General features: G+C 34.8%; 14 protein-coding genes. 12 read left to right on the top strand and 2 right to left on the bottom strand.

What is annotated here, in order from left to right; genetic code table 11:
* The first annotated feature begins 152 nt into the window (after window positions 1–152).
* From C683_RS01475 to sdaAA, 8 genes are all read left to right on the top strand, one after another.
* Window positions 153–1703: a YfcC family protein gene (locus C683_RS01475; protein WP_009488561.1), complete on the top strand. Its 1551-nt coding sequence runs from the start codon at window positions 153–155 to the stop codon at window positions 1701–1703.
* 114 nt (window positions 1704–1817) lie between these two features.
* A complete protein-coding gene (locus tag C683_RS01470) occupies window positions 1818–2279 on the top strand; it encodes a DUF441 domain-containing protein (RefSeq protein WP_009488560.1) in 462 nt (153 codons plus the stop codon).
* Window positions 2280–2291: 12 nt separating this feature from the next.
* Window positions 2292–3626, top strand: coding sequence for a phospholipase D-like domain-containing protein (locus C683_RS01465; RefSeq protein WP_009488559.1), 1335 nt, complete (start codon window positions 2292–2294; stop codon window positions 3624–3626).
* A gap of 91 nt (window positions 3627–3717) precedes the next feature.
* Window positions 3718–4914: an FtsW/RodA/SpoVE family cell cycle protein gene (locus tag C683_RS01460; protein WP_009488558.1), complete on the top strand. Its 1197-nt coding sequence runs from the start codon at window positions 3718–3720 to the stop codon at window positions 4912–4914.
* A gap of 214 nt (window positions 4915–5128) precedes the next feature.
* Window positions 5129–7006, top strand: coding sequence for a glucosaminidase domain-containing protein (locus C683_RS06675; RefSeq protein ID WP_009488557.1), 1878 nt, complete (start codon window positions 5129–5131; stop codon window positions 7004–7006).
* 127 nt (window positions 7007–7133) lie between these two features.
* Window positions 7134–8150 (top strand): glycosyltransferase family 2 protein, encoded by a 1017-nt coding sequence (locus C683_RS01440; RefSeq protein WP_009488556.1) that lies wholly within the window; start codon window positions 7134–7136, stop codon window positions 8148–8150.
* Between the two features lie 12 nt (window positions 8151–8162).
* Window positions 8163–8840: a serine dehydratase beta chain gene (locus C683_RS01435; protein ID WP_009488555.1), complete on the top strand. Its 678-nt coding sequence runs from the start codon at window positions 8163–8165 to the stop codon at window positions 8838–8840.
* An 11-nt stretch (window positions 8841–8851) separates the two neighbouring features.
* Window positions 8852–9739 carry an L-serine ammonia-lyase, iron-sulfur-dependent, subunit alpha gene (gene sdaAA, locus C683_RS01430; protein WP_009488554.1) on the top strand — a complete coding sequence of 296 codons (888 nt, stop codon included), beginning with the start codon at window positions 8852–8854 and terminating at the stop codon, window positions 9737–9739.
* Window positions 9740–9787: 48 nt separating this feature from the next.
* Here the strand turns inward: sdaAA and C683_RS01425 are convergent, their stop codons facing one another.
* Both C683_RS01425 and C683_RS01420 read right to left on the bottom strand, forming a co-directional pair.
* Window positions 9788–10717 (bottom strand): metal ABC transporter solute-binding protein, Zn/Mn family, encoded by a 930-nt coding sequence (locus C683_RS01425; RefSeq protein ID WP_009488553.1) that lies wholly within the window; start codon window positions 10715–10717, stop codon window positions 9788–9790.
* A gap of 60 nt (window positions 10718–10777) precedes the next feature.
* Window positions 10778–12928, bottom strand: coding sequence for an LTA synthase family protein (locus C683_RS01420; RefSeq protein WP_009488552.1), 2151 nt, complete (start codon window positions 12926–12928; stop codon window positions 10778–10780).
* A 184-nt stretch (window positions 12929–13112) separates the two neighbouring features.
* On the opposite strand from C683_RS01420, the gene C683_RS01415 reads away from it, so the two are divergent.
* From C683_RS01415 to polA, 4 genes are read left to right on the top strand one after another with little or no spacing between them, the layout of a single operon-like run.
* Entirely contained in the window at window positions 13113–14312 is a 1200-nt protein-coding gene (locus tag C683_RS01415) for a class I SAM-dependent rRNA methyltransferase (protein WP_009488551.1), read from the top strand.
* Window positions 14260–15000, top strand: a complete 741-nt coding sequence (locus C683_RS01410) for a type I 3-dehydroquinate dehydratase (protein ID WP_040388555.1) — start codon at window positions 14260–14262, stop codon at window positions 14998–15000. Before C683_RS01415 ends, C683_RS01410 begins: the two co-directional genes overlap by 53 nt.
* A complete protein-coding gene (gene ybaK, locus C683_RS01405) occupies window positions 14952–15458 on the top strand; it encodes a Cys-tRNA(Pro) deacylase (RefSeq protein ID WP_009488549.1) in 507 nt (168 codons plus the stop codon). The genes C683_RS01410 and ybaK overlap by 49 nt, the downstream gene beginning before the upstream one ends.
* Entirely contained in the window at window positions 15451–18069 is a 2619-nt protein-coding gene (gene polA / locus C683_RS01400) for a DNA polymerase I (RefSeq protein ID WP_009488548.1), read from the top strand. Before ybaK ends, polA begins: the two co-directional genes overlap by 8 nt.
* The last annotated feature ends 208 nt before the right edge of the window (window positions 18070–18277 follow it).

Raw genomic sequence — 18277 nt, 5'->3', positions numbered from 1 at the left:
TAAAAAATCGTTCATTTGTTTGTAATAATTAAATAACAAAATATCGATAAAACTTTCAAAAATGCAAGTCTGTATTTAGTAAAACGCTTTCTTATTAATATGTAATATGCTATCATAAAAGTGTCAACGAAATGACAAAAGGAGGAATTATTATGGGAAGCACAGCAGTGGCAGAACCGCCGAAAAAGAAAAAGAAAAAATTTAGTTTCCCTTCAGCGTACACAATTTTATTCATTGTCATGCTGATTGTTTTAGCACTTACTTATTTTATTCCATCAGGGAAATATTCAACGATTTCCTATGAGGGAGGAAACCAATTTACAATTACTTCCCCAACTGGAGAAACAAGTAAGGCACCTGCAACAGAAGCAACATTAAAGAAATATGATGTTAACATCGCTGTCGATAAATTTAAAGATGGTTCTATTTCTAAACCCGTTGCAATTCCTGGAAGTTATGAAAAACTAGATAAGGAGCACGGTGGAGTTGTTGGTTTTGTAAAGAGTTTCTTAGGCGCACCAATTGATGGATTTAAAGATTCGGTTGATATTATTATCTTCGTATTAATTATTGGTGGTATTGTTCGAGTTATCAATACAATGGGCGTCTTCTCTGCAGGGATGAATACACTGACCAAGAAGTTAAAAGGAAGAGAAGCATGGTTGATTGTTATCATCACTGCTTTAATCTCTATCGGAGGAACAACCTTCGGGATGGCCGAAGAAACGATTGCCTTCTATCCAATTTTAGTCCCTGTATTCATGGCTGCTGGATATGATGCGATGGTCGCGATCGCCTCGATATACCTGGGATCTTCAATGGGATCTATGGCCTCTACTGTTAACCCGTTCTCAACTGTAATTGCGTCAAACGCAGCAGGTATCAACTTTATGGACGGCGTTGGCTTACGTTTAGTATTATTAGTAGTCGGTGTGGCTATCTGTATTTGGTACATCATCCGCTACAGTAACAAAGTGAAAAAAGATGAAACAAAATCATTAGTATATGATCAAAAAGAAGAATTAGAAGAAAACTTCTTAAACGATCAATTAGATGCTGAAGCACCTAAATTTGATTTACATAAGAAAATCACTTTAATTCTATTTGCTGCAATGTTCGTTGTTATGATCTACGGAGTAAAAGAATTAGGTTGGTACTTCAGTGAAATGTCTATGTTATTCTTAGGATTCGGTTTATTCTTAGCCTTCATCAGTGGTATGAGTGAAAAAGATTACACTTCAGAATTTATCGCTGGGGCTGGAGATTTACTTGGTACTGCGTTAACTATTGGTTTAGCTCGTGGGGTTACAATCATCATGGATAACGCACAAATCAGTGATACATTATTATACTGGTTAAGTAATGCCGTATCTCACATGGGCGGAGTAGTATTCGCAATTGTAATGCTATTTGTCTTCATGTTATTAGGATTCTTCATTCCATCTTCATCAGGTTTAGCTGTATTAGCAATGCCAATTATGGCACCATTAGCTGATGTAGTAGGAGTTCCAAGAACTACAATTATCGATGCTTATAACTGGGGTCAAGGTTTAATGGCCTTCTTCGCACCAACTGGTTTAATCATTGCTTCTCTATCAATGGTTAACGTTGGATTCAACAAGTGGATTAAGTTTGTTATGCCACTCGTAGGTATTATCGGAGTACTTGCCTTGATTCTATTAGGTGTAAGTGTCTTCGTTTAGATGAAAGATTCAAGTTCCAAGGAGTTTTCCTTGGAACTTTTTTTTGTGTGAGAAAAGAGATTTAGAAAGGGATATGTTATATTAGAAGAGAACAAGAAAAGAAAGGAGAAAACCATGGGAAGTTGGTTATTTTTAATTTTAATTGCTTTAATTGCCTTAGTAGCGCATAACCAAAGTTTATTAATTGCGACTGTTGTCGTTTTAGTATTGAAATTATTTAGTCCTTTTACTGGTTCGCTCATGCAATTGATTCATGGTAAAGGAATCCATTGGGGAATTACTTTAATTTCCATTTCTATTTTAATCCCCATTGCCACTGGTGAAATTGGTTTTGCAGATTTATGGCATGCAATTCGTTCACCTTTAGGTTGGATCGCCATGATTTGTGGTGCGTTAGTAGCGATTTTCTCCGCTCGAGGAGTGAATTTAATTGGTCAACAACCAGAAGTCACGGTTGCCTTAGTAATTGGGACTATTCTAGGAGTTGTTTTATTCAAAGGAGTAGCTGCAGGCCCGGTAATTGCTGCAGGAATGACTTACTTTTTATTTCAATTATGGCAGACCATTGTGCATTAAGGAGGAACAAAAATGAAAAAAGAGACGAAGTGGTTGGTCGGAATTGGAGCTGCTTTACTAGCAAGTAGTACCTTTTTATACCCAAAACAAAAAATGAAACAAAAAGGGCAAGTTTTACAAGAAATTAAACCCAAAGAGCCAGAATTAGAAAAAAGTAAAGAAAAAGTGGCGATTTATACCGAACGGGATCAAGCGTTACAATTACGTCTAGAAGCGATTCGTATGGCTAAAGAAGAGATTAAAGTAACTCAATATGCGATTGAGAGTGATGAAAGTGGAGATGTTTTTGCTCAAGCATTATTAGAAGCAGCTCAACGAGGCGTTCAAGTGAAATTACTATGTAATGGTTTGACATATAATTGGAAACATTCGCAAAAATATAAAGAGAGTGCTTTATTAAACGAACCTAATTTTCAAATTTCGGTTTATGGAGGGTTGCGTCGTCTTCGTCCATGGGAAATAAATAATGTTTTACATGACAAATTGTTATTAGTAGATCATCGATTAGCCATTTCTTCAGGGAGAAATGTTGGAAATCGTTTTTTGTGGCCAAATATAGAAGGTAAAACAAAAGATATGGATGTTATTATCTATACAGATGATATCGATGCACCATTGATTCAAAAGATGGAAGAATATTTCAATCAGCTATGGAATGCTCCTTTTGTGACCCGAAAAAAATTACATTCTAAGAAAAAAGGTACTCAAGCGCAAGAACGCTTTTTACCAAAAGCAAAACAGGCAACGAAAGAATATGCGAACCAAATTCAAGGACAATCTTTGGCTTTGTCTTTTTATCCTGTTGAAGGAGTAGGGTTTTGGCATAATCCAGCACATGAAAACATTAAATCTCCTTGGATTGCTCAACAATTTTTATCTCTATTAGCTACAGGAAAAGTGACTTGGATTCAAACTCCATATTTTGTTTGGCATAAGACAATGCGTAAGGGATTAGAAAATCTACGTCGATATCCAACGAAAGTAATGACAAATTCTGTAGCAACTAGTCCAAATTTCTTTGCTTATAGTTGTTACCTACGTCAAAAAACGTGGGATGAACAATATGGAGAAATGGTGGAATACCATGGACAAGGTTCTTTGCATCATAAAGGATTTTTATATGGCGAAAAAGGAGTCGGTATTGGTTCTTATAATCTAGATTGTCGTAGTACTTTTTTAGATACAGAAAATTTAGTGTTATTACAAAGTAAAGAGCTTCATGATCAATTGCAAGCTCAAATTTTAGCGTATCAAGCCGAGGATTTACCAGCTAAAAATGTACAGTGGAAACAAAAAGTGATGGAAGCAATGGGACGAATTGTATATCCTTTTTATGATTTGACTTAGAAAAAATGTTAACGAATTTATAAAGAATTTCACATCTTTCACAAAAATCAACTATAATAAGAAGAGAAAAAAATAGATAAGGATTAAATACATGGAAAAAAGAAGAAGACAACTAAGTTTAGATAGTCGAATTGACTATAGTTTGATTTTACCTGTATTTGTCTTGATGATTATTGGGATGTTGTCACTTTATGTTGCACTTTCTCATGACCAGCAAACAACAAGTGTCTTACGTCCAATGCTATTCCAAGGATTATGGTATGTTTTAGGGATTGTTGCCATTGTTATTATTGTTCAATTTAATTCAAAAGCATTATGGAAAATTACCCCTTATCTTTATGGAATTGGCTTATTCATTATGCTATTGCTTGTTAAATTTTATGACCGGCAATTAGCGGCAAAAACAGGATCGCGAAATTGGTTTAGTTTTGGTGGATTTACTTTTCAGCCATCAGAAATTATGAAAATCGCTTTTATTTTGATGTTGGCGTATATTATTACGAAACATAATGAATCTTATACACAAAGAACGGTATCTTCAGATTTTCTTTTAATTGGTAAAATGATTCTTGTCTTTTTACCAGTAGCGATTTTATTAAAATTCCAACAAGACTTTGGTACGATGTTAGTATTCGTAGCCATTTTAGGTGGTTGTTTCTTGTTATCAGGAATTGAATGGAAGATAGAACTACCGATTATTTTATTCTTTGTAATTGTTGCGGCACTCGGGATTTACTTAGTAACTACAGAATCTGGTCGTAATATTTTAAAACACATCGGATTTAAAGATTATCAATTTCGACGTGTAGATGCATGGTTACATCCGTTTAATGATGCTTCTAATAGTACTTACCAACAAGCGCAAGGATTACTTGCTGTAGGAACCGGTGGCTTTTTTGGGAAAGGATTTAACCATACACAAGTATACGTACCTGTACGTGAATCAGATATGATCTTTACAGTAATTGCAGAAAACTTTGGATTTGTTGGTGGATTCATCGTAATTTTAATGTACTTTATTTTAATTTATCGTATGATTTCTATTTGTTTTGAAACCAAAAATCCATTTTATGCTTATATTGCGACAGGGATTATTATGATGTTACTATTCCACGTCTTTGAAAATATTGGTTCTAATATTGGCCTTTTACCATTAACAGGGATTCCTTTACCATTTATTAGTCAAGGGGGATCAGCCATTATTAGTAATATGATTGGGATTGGTCTGATGATGTCGATGACCTTCCAAAAACAATCTAACCGTTTAGAACGTGGAATTCGTTCATAGAATGGTGAGTTTCACCATTCTTTTTTTGTGTAGAGAAAGATGTTCAAAAATTTCACAAGTTTTAATATAATTGAAATTTTTTTATATGGATTTCATGATAGAATAAGACTATAACATTGTTCAAAAATTATTCTAGAAAATAAGGGGTTTATTACCCAATAGGGAAAAATTTTGTATATAATAGTAGAGGAAGTAAAAGGAGAGAGGGAGTTTTATGAAAAAGAAATTAACAGCAACGGTAACGTTAGCTACTTTATTATCTAGTTCCACTTTACCTGAATTAGTACAAGCAGCAGAAGCAACAAAGGCATCAATTGTTGATACAGCAAGTACAGAAGATAATAAAGACGATAAGAAAACAGAAGAAGAAAAACAAAAAGAAGAAGAACAGAAAAAAGAAGAGGAAGTTCGTAAAAAAGCGGAAGCTGAAAAGAAAAAAGAAGAAGAGCGCAAGAAAAAAGAAGCAGAAAAGAAACGTAAAGAAGAAGAACGTAAGAAAAAAGAAGCTGAGAAAAAACGCAAAGAAGAAGAAGCACGTAAAAAAGCCGAAGCTGAAAAGCGTAAAGAAGAATTAAAGAAAAAAGAAGAGGCTGAAAAGAAAGAAGAAGCCGATAAGAAAAAAGAAGAACAAAAACGCAAAGAAGAAGAGCGTAAGAAAAAAGAAGCTGAGAAAAAACGTAAAGAAGAAGAAGTTCGCAAAAAAGCCGAAGCGGAAAAACGCGCTGAAGAAGCACGTAAGAAAGCTGAAGCAGAAAAACGTGCCGAAGAAGCTCGCAAAAAAGCCGAAGCAGAAAAATGCGCTGAAGAAGCACGTAAAAAAGCTGAAACTGAAAAACGTAAAGCAGAAAAGAAAAAACAAGCACAATTAAAAGCGAAAAAAGAACATCATTCTACTTATAAAGCAGCTCAATCTTTAGCCGTTAGTCAATTAGATGCAGCATTAGGTTTAGGAGATGACGTGGATGAATCTCCAATTAAAATCACTGCGAATATGACAGGGAAAGAATTTATTGAAGCCATTGCGGAATATGCTTCTGAAATTGCAGAAGAAAACGATTTATATGCTTCTGTAATGATCGCTCAAGCATGTTTAGAAACTGGTTTTGGTACAAGTGGATTATCAAGTAGTCCTTATTATAACTTCTTTGGTATTAAAGGAAGCTATAAAGGTAAGAGTGTAGTAATGGCTACTTTAGAAGATGGACCAAATGGTATGTATTCTATTAATGATGCTTTCCGTGATTATCCATCTCCAAAAGAATCTTTAGAAGATTATGCAAAATTACTTTCTACTGATTTTTATAAAGGAGCACATAAATCAAACACAGATAGCTATCGTGATGCTACACGTTTCTTAACTGGACGTTATGCTACAGACCGCAACTATGCTCGTAAATTAAACGGAATCATTGAAGCGTATGACTTAACAAAATACGATGATGGTGAAGTGAAGAAAAAACGTATTAAGAAAATTAAAAAAGTGTATCACAAAGTACAAGCAGGGGATACAGCGAATAAATTAGCGAAAAAATATAAAGTGAAAACAAAACAATTAGCAAAATGGAATAAAGATGAAATTAAAGATATTAATTTAATTTATCCAGGACAAAAACTAGTTGTAAATCAAAAAGTCACTTATGAATATGTCAAAGATAATGACAAAGATCATAATAAAGATGCGAAAAAAGGTGAATTTAACTTACCATTGAAGAAAGGTTCATTTACAGTAACAAGTCCATTTGGTAATCGTACAGCACCAAACGCAGCAGCTGGAAATTACCATGAAGGAATTGACTTAGCAGTACCAATGAACTCTAATGTTTATGCTTCCAAAGAAGGAGTAGTCTTTGCAAAAGGATATCATCCATCTGCCGGAAACTACATCTTTATTTACCATGGAAATGGTCTTTTCACAAATTACTTCCACTTAAATCGTCAATTAGTTAAAGTTGGAGATAAAGTGAAAGCAGGTCAATTGATTGCGAAAAGTGGATCTACTGGAAATTCAACAGGTCCTCACTTACACTTTGGTGTAAGTCATCGTTTATGGGGTGACTATGAAGATCCTACAAAATATGTTGATTTTGATTAATAAGAAAAAGGATATCTTTTGAGATATCCTTTTTTTCTATGGAAAAATGGGGAATGGGTAGGAGAAAAGGGGTAAATATGTTAGAATTTAGAAGGAACTAGAAAGAAAGAAGAAAAGAGGAACGGAAATGAAATATATTTCATTTGCAATCCCCTGTTATAATTCACAAGATTATATGGGGCATGCGATTGAAACTGTATTAACCGGTGGGGAAGAAGTGGAAATTATCATTGTAAATGATGGCTCTGTCGATGATACAGCTCGTATTGCACAATATTATGCAGAAAAATACCCCACAATTGTTAAGGTTATTAATCAAGAAAATGGGGGACACGGTGCTGCAGTGAATGCCGGTCTAAAAGCAGCGACAGGAAAATATTTTAAAGTAGTCGATAGCGATGACTGGGTGAATGAAGAAGCATTACAAAAAGTTCTTGCGACTTTACGTAATTTAGAAGAAAATCATGAGCAAATAGATATGCTAATCGCAAACTATGTTTATGAAAAAGTAGGGATGAAACATAAAAAGGTAGTCCGATATCGTAATGTTTTCCCACAACAAAAAATCTTTACTTGGGAAGATATCGGTAAATTCCGCCTAGATCAATATATTTTGATGCATTCCGTTATTTATCGTACAGCATTGTTAAAGGAAATTGGGTTACAATTACCTCGACATACGTTCTATGTAGATAATATTTATGTATATTATCCACTCCCTTATGTACAAAAAATGTACTATCTGGATGTGAACTTCTATCGTTACTTTATCGGTCGTGATGATCAATCCGTGAACGAAAAAATGATGATTAAGAGAGTTGGTCAACAAATTTTTATTACCAAAGAACTAATTGATCAATATCAATTACAAGAAATTAAAAACAAAAAACTACGCAATTATATGATGAAATATTTATCAATTATGATGACGGTCTCTTCTATCGTTTTAATTCGCTCACATAGTGAAGAAGCATTAAAGAAAAAGGATGAACTATGGTCATATTTGAAGCAAAAAGATCGAAAAACTTATCAAAAGATTCGCCATGGAATTTTAGGACGTTCGATGAATATTCCAACTAAAGGTGGACGTAAACTTTCTGAAGTTTTTTATCTTTTAGCAAAACAATTAATTGGTTTTCAGTAAGGAAGTGGGACTATGACTAAAAAACGTTTTAATTACAACAGTTGTTTTGACATTATTGGCCCAATCATGGTTGGACCATCCAGTTCGCACACAGCCGGTGTATGTGCGATTGGTCGAGCAATTTTCCAATTATTTGGTAAAATGCCACAAAAAGTACGCGTAACGTATTATGAATCTTTTGCTCAAACACACCAAGGACATGGTACAGATTATGCGATGATTGCTGGATTAATGGGAATGAAAGCTGCGGATAATCGTGTCAGTCAAGCATTAGATTTGGCAAGAGAAGCAGGCATGGAATTTGAATTTATTGAATCCAAAGAACCAAGTCCTTGCCAACATGCGAATACGGCTGTCGTTGAAGTAAGTGATGAAGAAAGTACGTTAACCGTCACTGGCGTTTCTATTGGTGGTGGAGCGATGGAAATTCGCTTTATTGATGATCAAGGATTACGTATCGAACCTTGTTACACAACCAATTTAGTTGTATTAAAATCACATCTTCCTGTCTATAAGGAAAAGGTGGATGAAATTTGTGACGTTTTAGGAGTAACCATTGATTCTTTCCAAAGCGCCGCAATGGATGGTCGCTATTTAACCTTATTAAATACAGACCGTCAATTAACTTCATTAGAAGTAGAAGCTTTATTTGACCGTTTACACGTCGATAAAGCAATCCGCTTAGGTTAGGAGGAAAATCAATGATTGAGACAATTGCAGAAATTCTTGAAAGAGCAGAACGTGAAAATAAATCAATTGCTGAGTTGATGATTGAACAAGAACAACAAGTTCGAGGATCTACTCGCTATGAAATTATTGAAGGGATGAAAGAAAACCTTCGTGTAATGAAAGCCGCTACAGAACAAGGAGCAAAAGGCGTAACTTCCTCTACAGGTTTAACCGGTGGAGGAGCAAAAAAAATGGCTGAATATCGTGCGAAAGGAAATACTCTTTGTGGAGATGTAGTCTTACAAGGAGTACAAGATGCCTTAGCAACAAATGAAGTCAACGCGGCAATGGGTATTGTCTGTGCTACACCAACTGCTGGTTCTACAGGAACCTTACCAGGAATTTTATTTACTTTAACGAAAAAATTAGGTTGGACAGAAGACCAACAATTAGAATTTTTATTTACTGCTGCTTTATTTGGCATGGTCGTAGCGAATAATGCGATGATTGCTGGAGCGATGGGCGGATGTCAAGCAGAAGTAGGAAGTGCCTCTGCGATGGGTGCTGCGGCTGCAGTAGCTGTAGCAGGTGGTACACCTAAACAAAGTGCAGATGCCTTTGGTATGGCGATGGGGAACTTATTAGGATTAGTTTGTGACCCTGTAGCAGGATTAGTAGAGATTCCTTGTGTAAAACGTAATACAATTGGAGCGGTGAACGCGATGATTTGTGCGGACATGGCTCTAGCAGGAATTGAAAATGAAATTCCTGCCGATGAAGTGATTGAAGCGATGCGTGTAGTTGGTCGCTCTTTACCATCTGAATTACGTGAAACAGGATTGGGTGGTTTAGCCGATACACCAACAGGACGTCGTATGAAGATTGAAATCTTTGGTCAAGACGTTAGCGAAGAAGAATAGAAAAATAAGAAAAGAAGCATCCAACTTTTGGATGCTTCTTTTTTTGTATTATTGTAACGCTTTTTCTAAGGCTTTGCGGTTTTCTTGCATAATAGAGAAGTAATCGATTCCATCTTTTTGGTCTTTTGTTGAGACTTGTTCTAGCGTATTTAATGTAGCTAATTTAGCTTTGGTTGCTTCTTGAATTGATTTTGCAATTTTTGGATTTAATCCACTTTCGACAAAAATCGTATGAATATCATGTTTTTGCATATATTTTTGGATTTCAGCTAATTTTTTAGGACTTGGTTCTAAGGTAGAATCAATACCAGAAATCGCTTCTTGTGTTAATCCATATTGATGAGCTAAATAGTAGAACGCTGCGTGTTGAGTAATGAACGTTTTATTTGGACATTTTTTCATTGATGTCGCAAAATCTTGATTCAATTGATCTAATTTTTTCTCTAACGTTTGATAATTTTTTTCGTAATAGTCTTTATTTTTAGGATCTACTTTGATGACACCATCATAAATATTTTTTACTTCTTTTTTCGCTAAGACAGGGTCCAGCCAAACGTGAGGATCGGCATCGTGATGATGTTCTCCTTCATGTTCTTCATGATGTTCTGCTTCTGCTTTATGAAGAGGAATACCTTTTGCTGCTTCAACAATTTCTACTTTATGATCTTTAGGTAAAGAAGTAAGTAATTTAGGCACAAAAGTTTCCATGTCGTTACTATTATAGACAAATAGTTTACTATTTTCGATTTGAGCAATATCCTTAGCGCTAGGTTCATAGTCATGAATTTCTGTTTTGCCACCATCTAGCATAATGACATCTGCTTTATCCCCAACAATTTCTTTTGTGAAGTAATACATTGGATAGAAGGTAGTAGTAATGGTCATTTCTTTCTTCTCTTCTTTTTTCCCACAAGCAGTTAAAAAGAAAAGAGTAGCCATCAAAATGATGAATGTATAAAATAAGTTTTTCTTTTTCATAAACAGACTCCTTTTGTTGAATAAGTGAGGAAAAAAATAAGAGAGGGAACCTCTCTTATTTTATTTTTCTTCTTCTTTGTCTTTAGAGTTCTCGGAAGTAGAGTATTTCGTTTTTCCATGGAGCTCTTGGTAAGACTTAGATTGGAATAAAGAAGTAGTGGATTGATTGTGGTTTTTATTATAAACACTTGTTGAATCCTTACCTTTTTCTTTTTCCTCTTTTTGTAATCGTTCCATTTGATCTTTGTAATTAAATTGACTAGGATCTACTGGTTTGATGCCGTTATTAGCAAAGCGTAGTAAGTCTCCATTATTGATTTCATCTGAAACCTGTAATTGTTCTTCTACTTGTTTGGCATCATAATTAATCGTTTTTTGTTGTTTTTTCGTTGGTTTTTTAATTGGTTTTCCAGTTTTATTGGAATAAACTTCTCCATCAATCGATGTAAATTGTGGAGTAACATAGTTTCCATTACGGAAGGCAACAATTTGTTGATTTTCTTTAGAGAATAAATCTTGACCTAATTCAATATAGTTTTTCGTGTTAATTCCTAATAAATGTAAGATGGTTGGTAAATTGTCAACTTGTCCACCATAAGTATGGTCGATAAATCCTTTATCTTGACCTGGAATATGGATCATATAAGGAACACGTTGCATTTGCATATCATCAAAGTCTGTCCATGTTTCTGGAGATTTACCTAATAATGGAGATAAGGCATTTTTCGCACGAGTGTTAGAAATACCGTAGTGGTCTCCATATAAGATAAAGATAGATTTGTCGTATAATCCAGATTTCTTGAAGTAATCGAATAATTCGCGTACGGCTTCATCTAAATAGTTCGCTGTCGCAAAATATCCGTTAACTGTATCATCGCCAGTATCTGCGATTGGGAAGCCACTTTCTTTGCCTTTGAATGGAGCAAAAGGATAGTGGTTCGATACGTTTAAGAATTTAACATAGAATGGTTGTTGCATACGTTCTAAGTATTTGATTGAGTCTTTAATCATATATTTATCGTGTAATCCATATTGGAAAGAATTACTTGGGTTTAAATCAAAATATGAGGAATCGAAGAAATAATCAAAACCAAAGTGTTTATATGCTTCATTACGGTTCCAGAATGTACCATCATTTCCGTGGAAGACAGCTGAAGTATAGTTTCCATTTTGTTTTAAAATATTTGGTGCAGCTTGGAATGTATTTTTACCGCCCAATTGAACCATAATTGGTCCTTGGCTTAATCCAAATAAAGAATTTTCCATTAATGTTTCTGCGTCACTTGTTTTTCCTGAACCTACTTGGTGGAAGAAGTTATCAAACGCAAAAGTTTGTTTATCGTGGAATAATTTATTTAAAAATGGAGTTACCTCATACTGTTTTCCGTCTTTATCTTTATACTTATAGTCAATAATGAACTGTTGTAAACTTTCTAAGTGAATGACAACGACATTACGACCTTTGGCCATACCAAAGTACTTAGGATTTGGTGCAGCATAGTGATCTTTTACATATTTTTCGACACGAGTTAAATCCATTTCACTCGCTTGCGCACGACGTTGGTCAATCTTATACGTTTGAATTCCATCGTAAGTCGTAAAGGCGTTAATTCCTAAATATTTCACCATATAATCATGAGAGAATGTACGGCTTAATAATTCAGGACGGTCAATTTCTGCTAACGTTAAGTTCGCACCAAAAATGAAAACGGCTAAACTACTCATCGCAAATGCTACTCGTTTTGGTAATGGACGTTGATCCACTTTTAAGTATTTTGTCGCAAATAAAATGAAAATCACGATATAACTAATCCAATACACAATATCATGTGGATGAATTAATTTGAAAATATCTGATTTCAAACCAGAAGCTACACTTCCTACCCCTAAAATAGAGTTCACGGTAATAAAATCAGAAAATTCACGATAATAGACAACATTACTGAAAAGAAGAATGTTCATCAAAATCGCAATTGTAGTCATTAAAATATAGGCAGTTTTCCCTTTTTTACAATATAAACCAATACTTAGTAATAATAAGGTAGTCGCAATTGGATTAATAATTAAAATAAAGTATTGAAATGGACTTTGAATCCCTAAATTAAATGTTGTAAAGTAGGCATAAATATTTGTTAACCAAGTAATTAAAGCTAACAAAGCAAAGTAACCCATTCGTGTATTCAATACTTTTTTCAAAGAAAATTTCTTCACAAAAGTACCTTCTTTCTATTTAAAATCTCGAAATTCCTTGATTCGACTGAAACAGTATCACTATCATAATACTCATCTTTTAAAAATCAAGCAATTCTTTTTTATATTCCTAATATTTTCTTTAAAAATCCACCAAGAACGATGATATAATAGAAAAGAATAGATCAAACGAGGAGGGAAATGAATGGAACGTGTGATTTTGCGTAAAAATCCAGAAGCGATGATGATTCATCGCGAAAATATTACGAAATGTGAAGGAGAACCAAACGGATTTAAAGCCTTTTATAACCAAAAAAATCAATTTTTAGGCTATGGTTACTTATGTGAACAACATAAAGCAGCAGGCTTTATTTTAACGAAAGAAAAAGAACCACTAGATGTTTCCTTTTTTACTCGTTTATTTAAAAAAGCAAGAGCAAGAAGAGATTATTATTTTGCACACCAAGATACTACTTCTGCCTTTCGTCTATTTAACGCAGAAGGTGATGGACTAGGTGGATTAACTGTTGATTTATATAATGATTATGCCGTCTTTTCTTTTTATAATGAGGTATTATATACACAACGTTTCTTACTATTAGAAGCTTTTACAGAAGTATTTAAAGATGTAGTCAAAGGAAGTTATTTGAAAATTCGCTTCCAAAGTGACCGTCCAGTGAGCCAACATTTTTCTGGTGATATTGCGCCAGAACATTTCTCAATTGTGGAAAACGGCGTAAAATATGAAGTGGCTTTAGATGAAGGATGGATGACAGGAATCTTTTTAGATCAACATGAAGTACGAGGTCGCTTAGTTGATGGACAAGCTTGTGGTATGAAAGTATTGAACGCTTTTAGTTATACTGGAGCCTTTTCTATTGCGGCAGCGATGGGAGGAGCTTATCAAACGGTTAGTGTGGACCTTGCCAGTCGCAGTTTAGAAAAAACAAGAGAAAACTTTATCATTAATGGATTAAATCCCGAAGACCATGAAATTCGAGTAATGGATATTTTCTCTTATTGTGATTGGGCGAAGAAAAAAGGAATCCAATTTGATATGGTCATTTTAGATCCACCAAGCTTTGCTCGTAATGGGAAAAAGACCTTTTCTGTCGCAAAAGACTATGGGAAACTTGTCGCAGCGATTTTGCCTTTAGTCAAAGAAGAAGGAGGAATCATTATTTGTTCTACCAATGCGGCGAATGTTTCTTTACCTCATTATCGCGCGATGATTGAAGAAACGTTACAAAAAGAACATTGGAATTATGAAGAATTATTCTTTGATTCTTTACCCAAAGACTTTGTTGTAAGTAAGCAATACAAAGAAGGAAATTATTTGAAGGTGTGCACTTATGGAATTCAAAAAAACAAAAATCGTCATTCCCATGCGAATTTTACATTTTAAAGAATGGCATCGCTTTAAAGCCAGTTTAGGTTCACTTCCTTTTGATGTTTTAGAGTGGAGAATTGATATTTTAAAAGAAAATCAACCCACAGCTTTCGAAGCAGTGATTCGTGATTTTCAAACGACTTTTCCCAAAAAAGAATTGATGGTTACTTATCGCACAGAAAAAAGAGAAGTGAATGAAGAAGAAAAAGAGAAACGAGAAGAAGTATACACGTATTTACTCACTCAACCTCTAGATTATATCGATGTTGAGTGCTCTTTTATCGCAGAACATTTACCGCTATGGGGAGAATGGCCAAAAGAACATCTTTTAGTAAGTACGCATCTTTATGGAGAAGAGGCCAAACAGCGAGTAGCTATTGGAAGTGAATTACTAGAGTTAGAACCTAAACAAATCAAAATGGCGGTAGATCCATTAGGACTTTCTCAAGATACCGATTGGCTTTTGTTAGAACAAGAGCGTTGGACGCAAGCAGAAATTCCTTTTAGCTTAATGGTGATGCAAGATTGTGGCAAATGGAGTCGAGCACTCGCTCCAGAATTAGAGGAGCAGTTTGTCTATGCAAGTGTAGGAAGCTGTTGCCGAGAAGAAGGACAGTTTACCGCCAATGAAATGAAACAAATCGAGGAAGAATTATGGCAAAGAAGAAAAAAATCCAAAAAACAAACGCAATGCGACAATTAGACCGAGCAAAAATTCCTTATGAGATTCATGAGTATGCTTGGAAAGAAGATGCTTTAGATGCAGAACACGTCGCAGAAGCATTAGATAAAAAACTTGCTCACGTTTATAAAACGATTGTTACAGTGGGAAAAGATACAGGTCCTGTCGTAGCTGTAGTGCCTGGAGATGCAACGATTGATTTAAAAAAATTAGCCGTTGCTTCTCACAATAAACGAGTGGAATTATTACCCTTAAAAGAATTAGAAGGATTAACTGGATATGTACGTGGAGGATGTTCGCCTTTAGGAATGAAAAAAACATTCCCCACTTATATTGACGAACAAGCACAGTCTTTAGAAACAATTACCGTTTCTGCAGGACGTCGTGGGTTACAAGTAGAAGTCGATCCAAAGGTTTTTGTCGACTTAGTGGATGCTACGTTTGCACCGATTGTAATGGAAGGAGAAGAGGATGAGTAAAAAAGTAGTACTCATTGATGGAAGTAGTCTTTCTTATCGTGCATTTTATGCCTTAGGAAAACAAGTGGATCGTTTCGTGAACCATGAAGGGCTACATACTAACGCAATTTATTCTTTTAAATTAATGTTGGATGCTTTATTAGAAAAAGAAAAACCAGATTATTGGTTAGTCGCTTTTGATAAAAGTAAAAAAACATTCCGTCATGAGCAATTTAGTGAATACAAAGCAGGAAGAAAAAAGACGCCTCCAGAGTTTTTAGAGCAATTACCTTATATTAAAGAATTAATTGCCGACCAAGGAGGAACTGTCTACGAATTAGAAGGCTATGAAGCCGATGATATTATTGGCACAATGGCACAAAAAGCCAGTCAAGAAGAAGTAGTCATCTATACAGGAGATCGCGACTTATTCCAATTAGTTACAGATCATGTCACTGTAAAATGGACGAAAAAAGGGGTAAAAGAAGTTGAAGTGTATACCCCAGAAGCAATTTTTGAAAAATATCAACTGGCTCCCAAACAAATCATTGATTTAAAAGGACTAGCAGGAGATACTTCCGATAATATCCCTGGGGTAACAAAAGTAGGAGAAAAAACAGCGATTAAATTACTGACTCAATATCATTCTGTAGAAAACTTATATGAGCACATTGATGAATTGAAGAAAAGTAAAATGAAGGAGCATTTGATTACAGATAAAGAACAAGCCTTTTTATCAAAAGAGCTTGCAACGATTGAAACGAATGCTCCAATTGCTCTTTCTCTAGAAGATATTAAAACAAAACCTGTCGCTACAGAAGCGTTGATTGAATTATATGAGAAATTAGATTTCAAACAATTTTTAAAAGCGATGGATCGACCAAAAGTGGCGGTAGAAAAGACTCAATATCAATGGGTAGACCAAGTAACCGCAGAGATGTTCCATGAAAATCAAGTCGTTCATTTGGAGTTGTTTGAAGAAAATTATCATACAGCGACTCCAATTGGACTCGCTTGGGGAGATCAAGAAACGATTTATGTTGGAAAACCAGACTTAATCAAAGAAGAAGTATTCCAACAATTTTTAGCCAATGATGAGAAAAAATGGTTCTTTGACGTGAAAAAACATTGGGTTTTAGCACAAAAAGAAGGAATAACTCTTGGAGAAAAGGTCGAAGATATTTATCTTGGTTCTTATCTTTTAGATACATTAAATGACAGTTCCGATGTAGAAAGTTTAACTGAATATTATGACGTTTCTCGCGTAGCCAATGAAGAAGAGATCTATGGCAAAGGAGCGAAACGTGCAATTCCAGAAGAAGAAATTTTATCTTCTCATCTGGCCAATAAAGTCAAAGCTTTTGCTGAAATCGTTCCGAAAATGCGTGCTCAATTAGAAGAGAAAAATCAAATGGCGCTTTATGAAACAATGGAAGTTCCGTTAGCTTTTGTTCTAGCAAAAATGGAATATCGTGGAATTAAAGTCGATGTGGAACAATTAAAAGCGCAAGAAGCAGAGCTAGGTGCACAAATTAAAGAGATTGAAGAAAAAATTTACGCAGAAGCAGGTCATAGCTTTAATTTAAATTCACCAAAACAACTAGGAGAAGTACTTTTTGATGAATTAGGTCTTCCTGTATTAAAACGAACCAAAACAGGATACTCTACTTCGGTAGATGTTTTAGAAAAATTGGAACCTGATTATCCTATTGTCCGTGATATTTTAACCTATCGTCAATGGAGTAAATTACAATCTACTTATGTTACGGGCTTATTAAAACAAGTACATGCAGATGGAAAAGTACATACTCGTTACATGCAAGGGTTAACGCAAACTGGACGTTTAAGTTCTGTAGATCCAAACTTACAAAATATTCCTGTACGAATGGAAGAAGGAAAACGAATCCGTAAAGCTTTTGTGCCAGAAAATCCAGATTGGTATATTTTAACTTCTGATTATTCACAAATTGAACTTCGTGTCTTAGCTTCTATTTGCCAAGATGCTAGTCTAGAACAAGCTTTCCGTGATGGAGAAGATATTCATGATAGTACAGCACGTCGTATTTTCCATCTTTTACCAGGAGAAGAAGTTACACCAAAAATGCGCCGAGAAGCGAAAGCTGTGAACTTTGGTGTGGTCTATGGAATTAGTGACTATGGATTAAGTGAAAACTTAGGAATTACAAGAAAAGAAGCGAAAGCCTTTATTGATCAATATTTCCATCACTATCCAGGAGTAAAACGCTACATGGATGCGATTGTAGAAAAAGCGAAAGAAGATGGGTATGTAGAAACATTATTTGCTCGTCGTCGTTATTTACCAGATATTCATAGTCGCAACTTTAATGTTCGTAGTTTTGCAGAACGAACAGCGATTAATAGTCCAATCCAAGGAAGTGCTGCGGATATATTGAAAATCGCGATGAATAAAATGGCAAAAGAGCTAGAAAATAGTAATTATCGAGCACATTTATTATTACAAGTACACGATGAGGTCATTTTAGAAGTTCATCCTGAAGATTTAGAAGCAGTTCAAGCACTAGTGGAAAAAACGATGGATGAAGCGGTGAAATTATCCGTACCTTTAGTAACAGATAGTTCTTATGGCAAAACTTGGTATGATGCAAAATAAAAGAGAGGAAATTCCCTCTCTTTTTTTGATTGACAAAGAATGACTATGATGATTTGCGGAAAATAAAGAAAAAACTCCATGACTTGTAATAGGTAAGAAATAAAGTCCAAAAAGGAACCTTTTTCTTTTTGAAAGTAAAAATAGCTTTTACTAATGACCAAAAAGCCCAAAATACTTCGTAACTAATAGTACTTCCTCCGATAATATA

Origin of the sequence: Catellicoccus marimammalium M35/04/3 (assembly GCF_000313915.1) — a bacterium.
Classification (GTDB): Bacteria; Bacillota; Bacilli; order Lactobacillales; family Catellicoccaceae; genus Catellicoccus; species Catellicoccus marimammalium.
Note: the sequence above shows the minus strand (reverse complement) of the source record. Positions and strands in the feature narration are given on the sequence as shown.

Excerpts from the sequence above, each read along its gene's own strand:
- sdaAA (WP_009488554.1), top strand. The coding sequence starts at position 8,852 with ATGATTGAGACAATTGCAGAAATTCTTGAAAGAGCAGAACGTGAAAAT.
- C683_RS01470 (WP_009488560.1), top strand. The coding sequence starts at position 1,818 with ATGGGAAGTTGGTTATTTTTAATTTTAATTGCTTTAATTGCCTTAGTA.
- C683_RS01425 (WP_009488553.1), bottom strand. The coding sequence starts at position 10,717 with ATGAAAAAGAAAAACTTATTTTATACATTCATCATTTTGATGGCTACT.
- C683_RS01435 (WP_009488555.1), top strand. The coding sequence starts at position 8,163 with ATGACTAAAAAACGTTTTAATTACAACAGTTGTTTTGACATTATTGGC.
- C683_RS01440 (WP_009488556.1), top strand. The coding sequence starts at position 7,134 with ATGAAATATATTTCATTTGCAATCCCCTGTTATAATTCACAAGATTAT.
- C683_RS01465 (WP_009488559.1), top strand. The coding sequence starts at position 2,292 with ATGAAAAAAGAGACGAAGTGGTTGGTCGGAATTGGAGCTGCTTTACTA.
- C683_RS01410 (WP_040388555.1), top strand. The coding sequence starts at position 14,260 with ATGGAATTCAAAAAAACAAAAATCGTCATTCCCATGCGAATTTTACAT.
- C683_RS01460 (WP_009488558.1), top strand. The coding sequence starts at position 3,718 with ATGGAAAAAAGAAGAAGACAACTAAGTTTAGATAGTCGAATTGACTAT.
- polA (WP_009488548.1), top strand. The coding sequence starts at position 15,451 with ATGAGTAAAAAAGTAGTACTCATTGATGGAAGTAGTCTTTCTTATCGT.
- C683_RS01415 (WP_009488551.1), top strand. The coding sequence starts at position 13,113 with ATGGAACGTGTGATTTTGCGTAAAAATCCAGAAGCGATGATGATTCAT.
- C683_RS06675 (WP_009488557.1), top strand. The coding sequence starts at position 5,129 with ATGAAAAAGAAATTAACAGCAACGGTAACGTTAGCTACTTTATTATCT.
- ybaK (WP_009488549.1), top strand. The coding sequence starts at position 14,952 with ATGGCAAAGAAGAAAAAAATCCAAAAAACAAACGCAATGCGACAATTA.
- C683_RS01475 (WP_009488561.1), top strand. The coding sequence starts at position 153 with ATGGGAAGCACAGCAGTGGCAGAACCGCCGAAAAAGAAAAAGAAAAAA.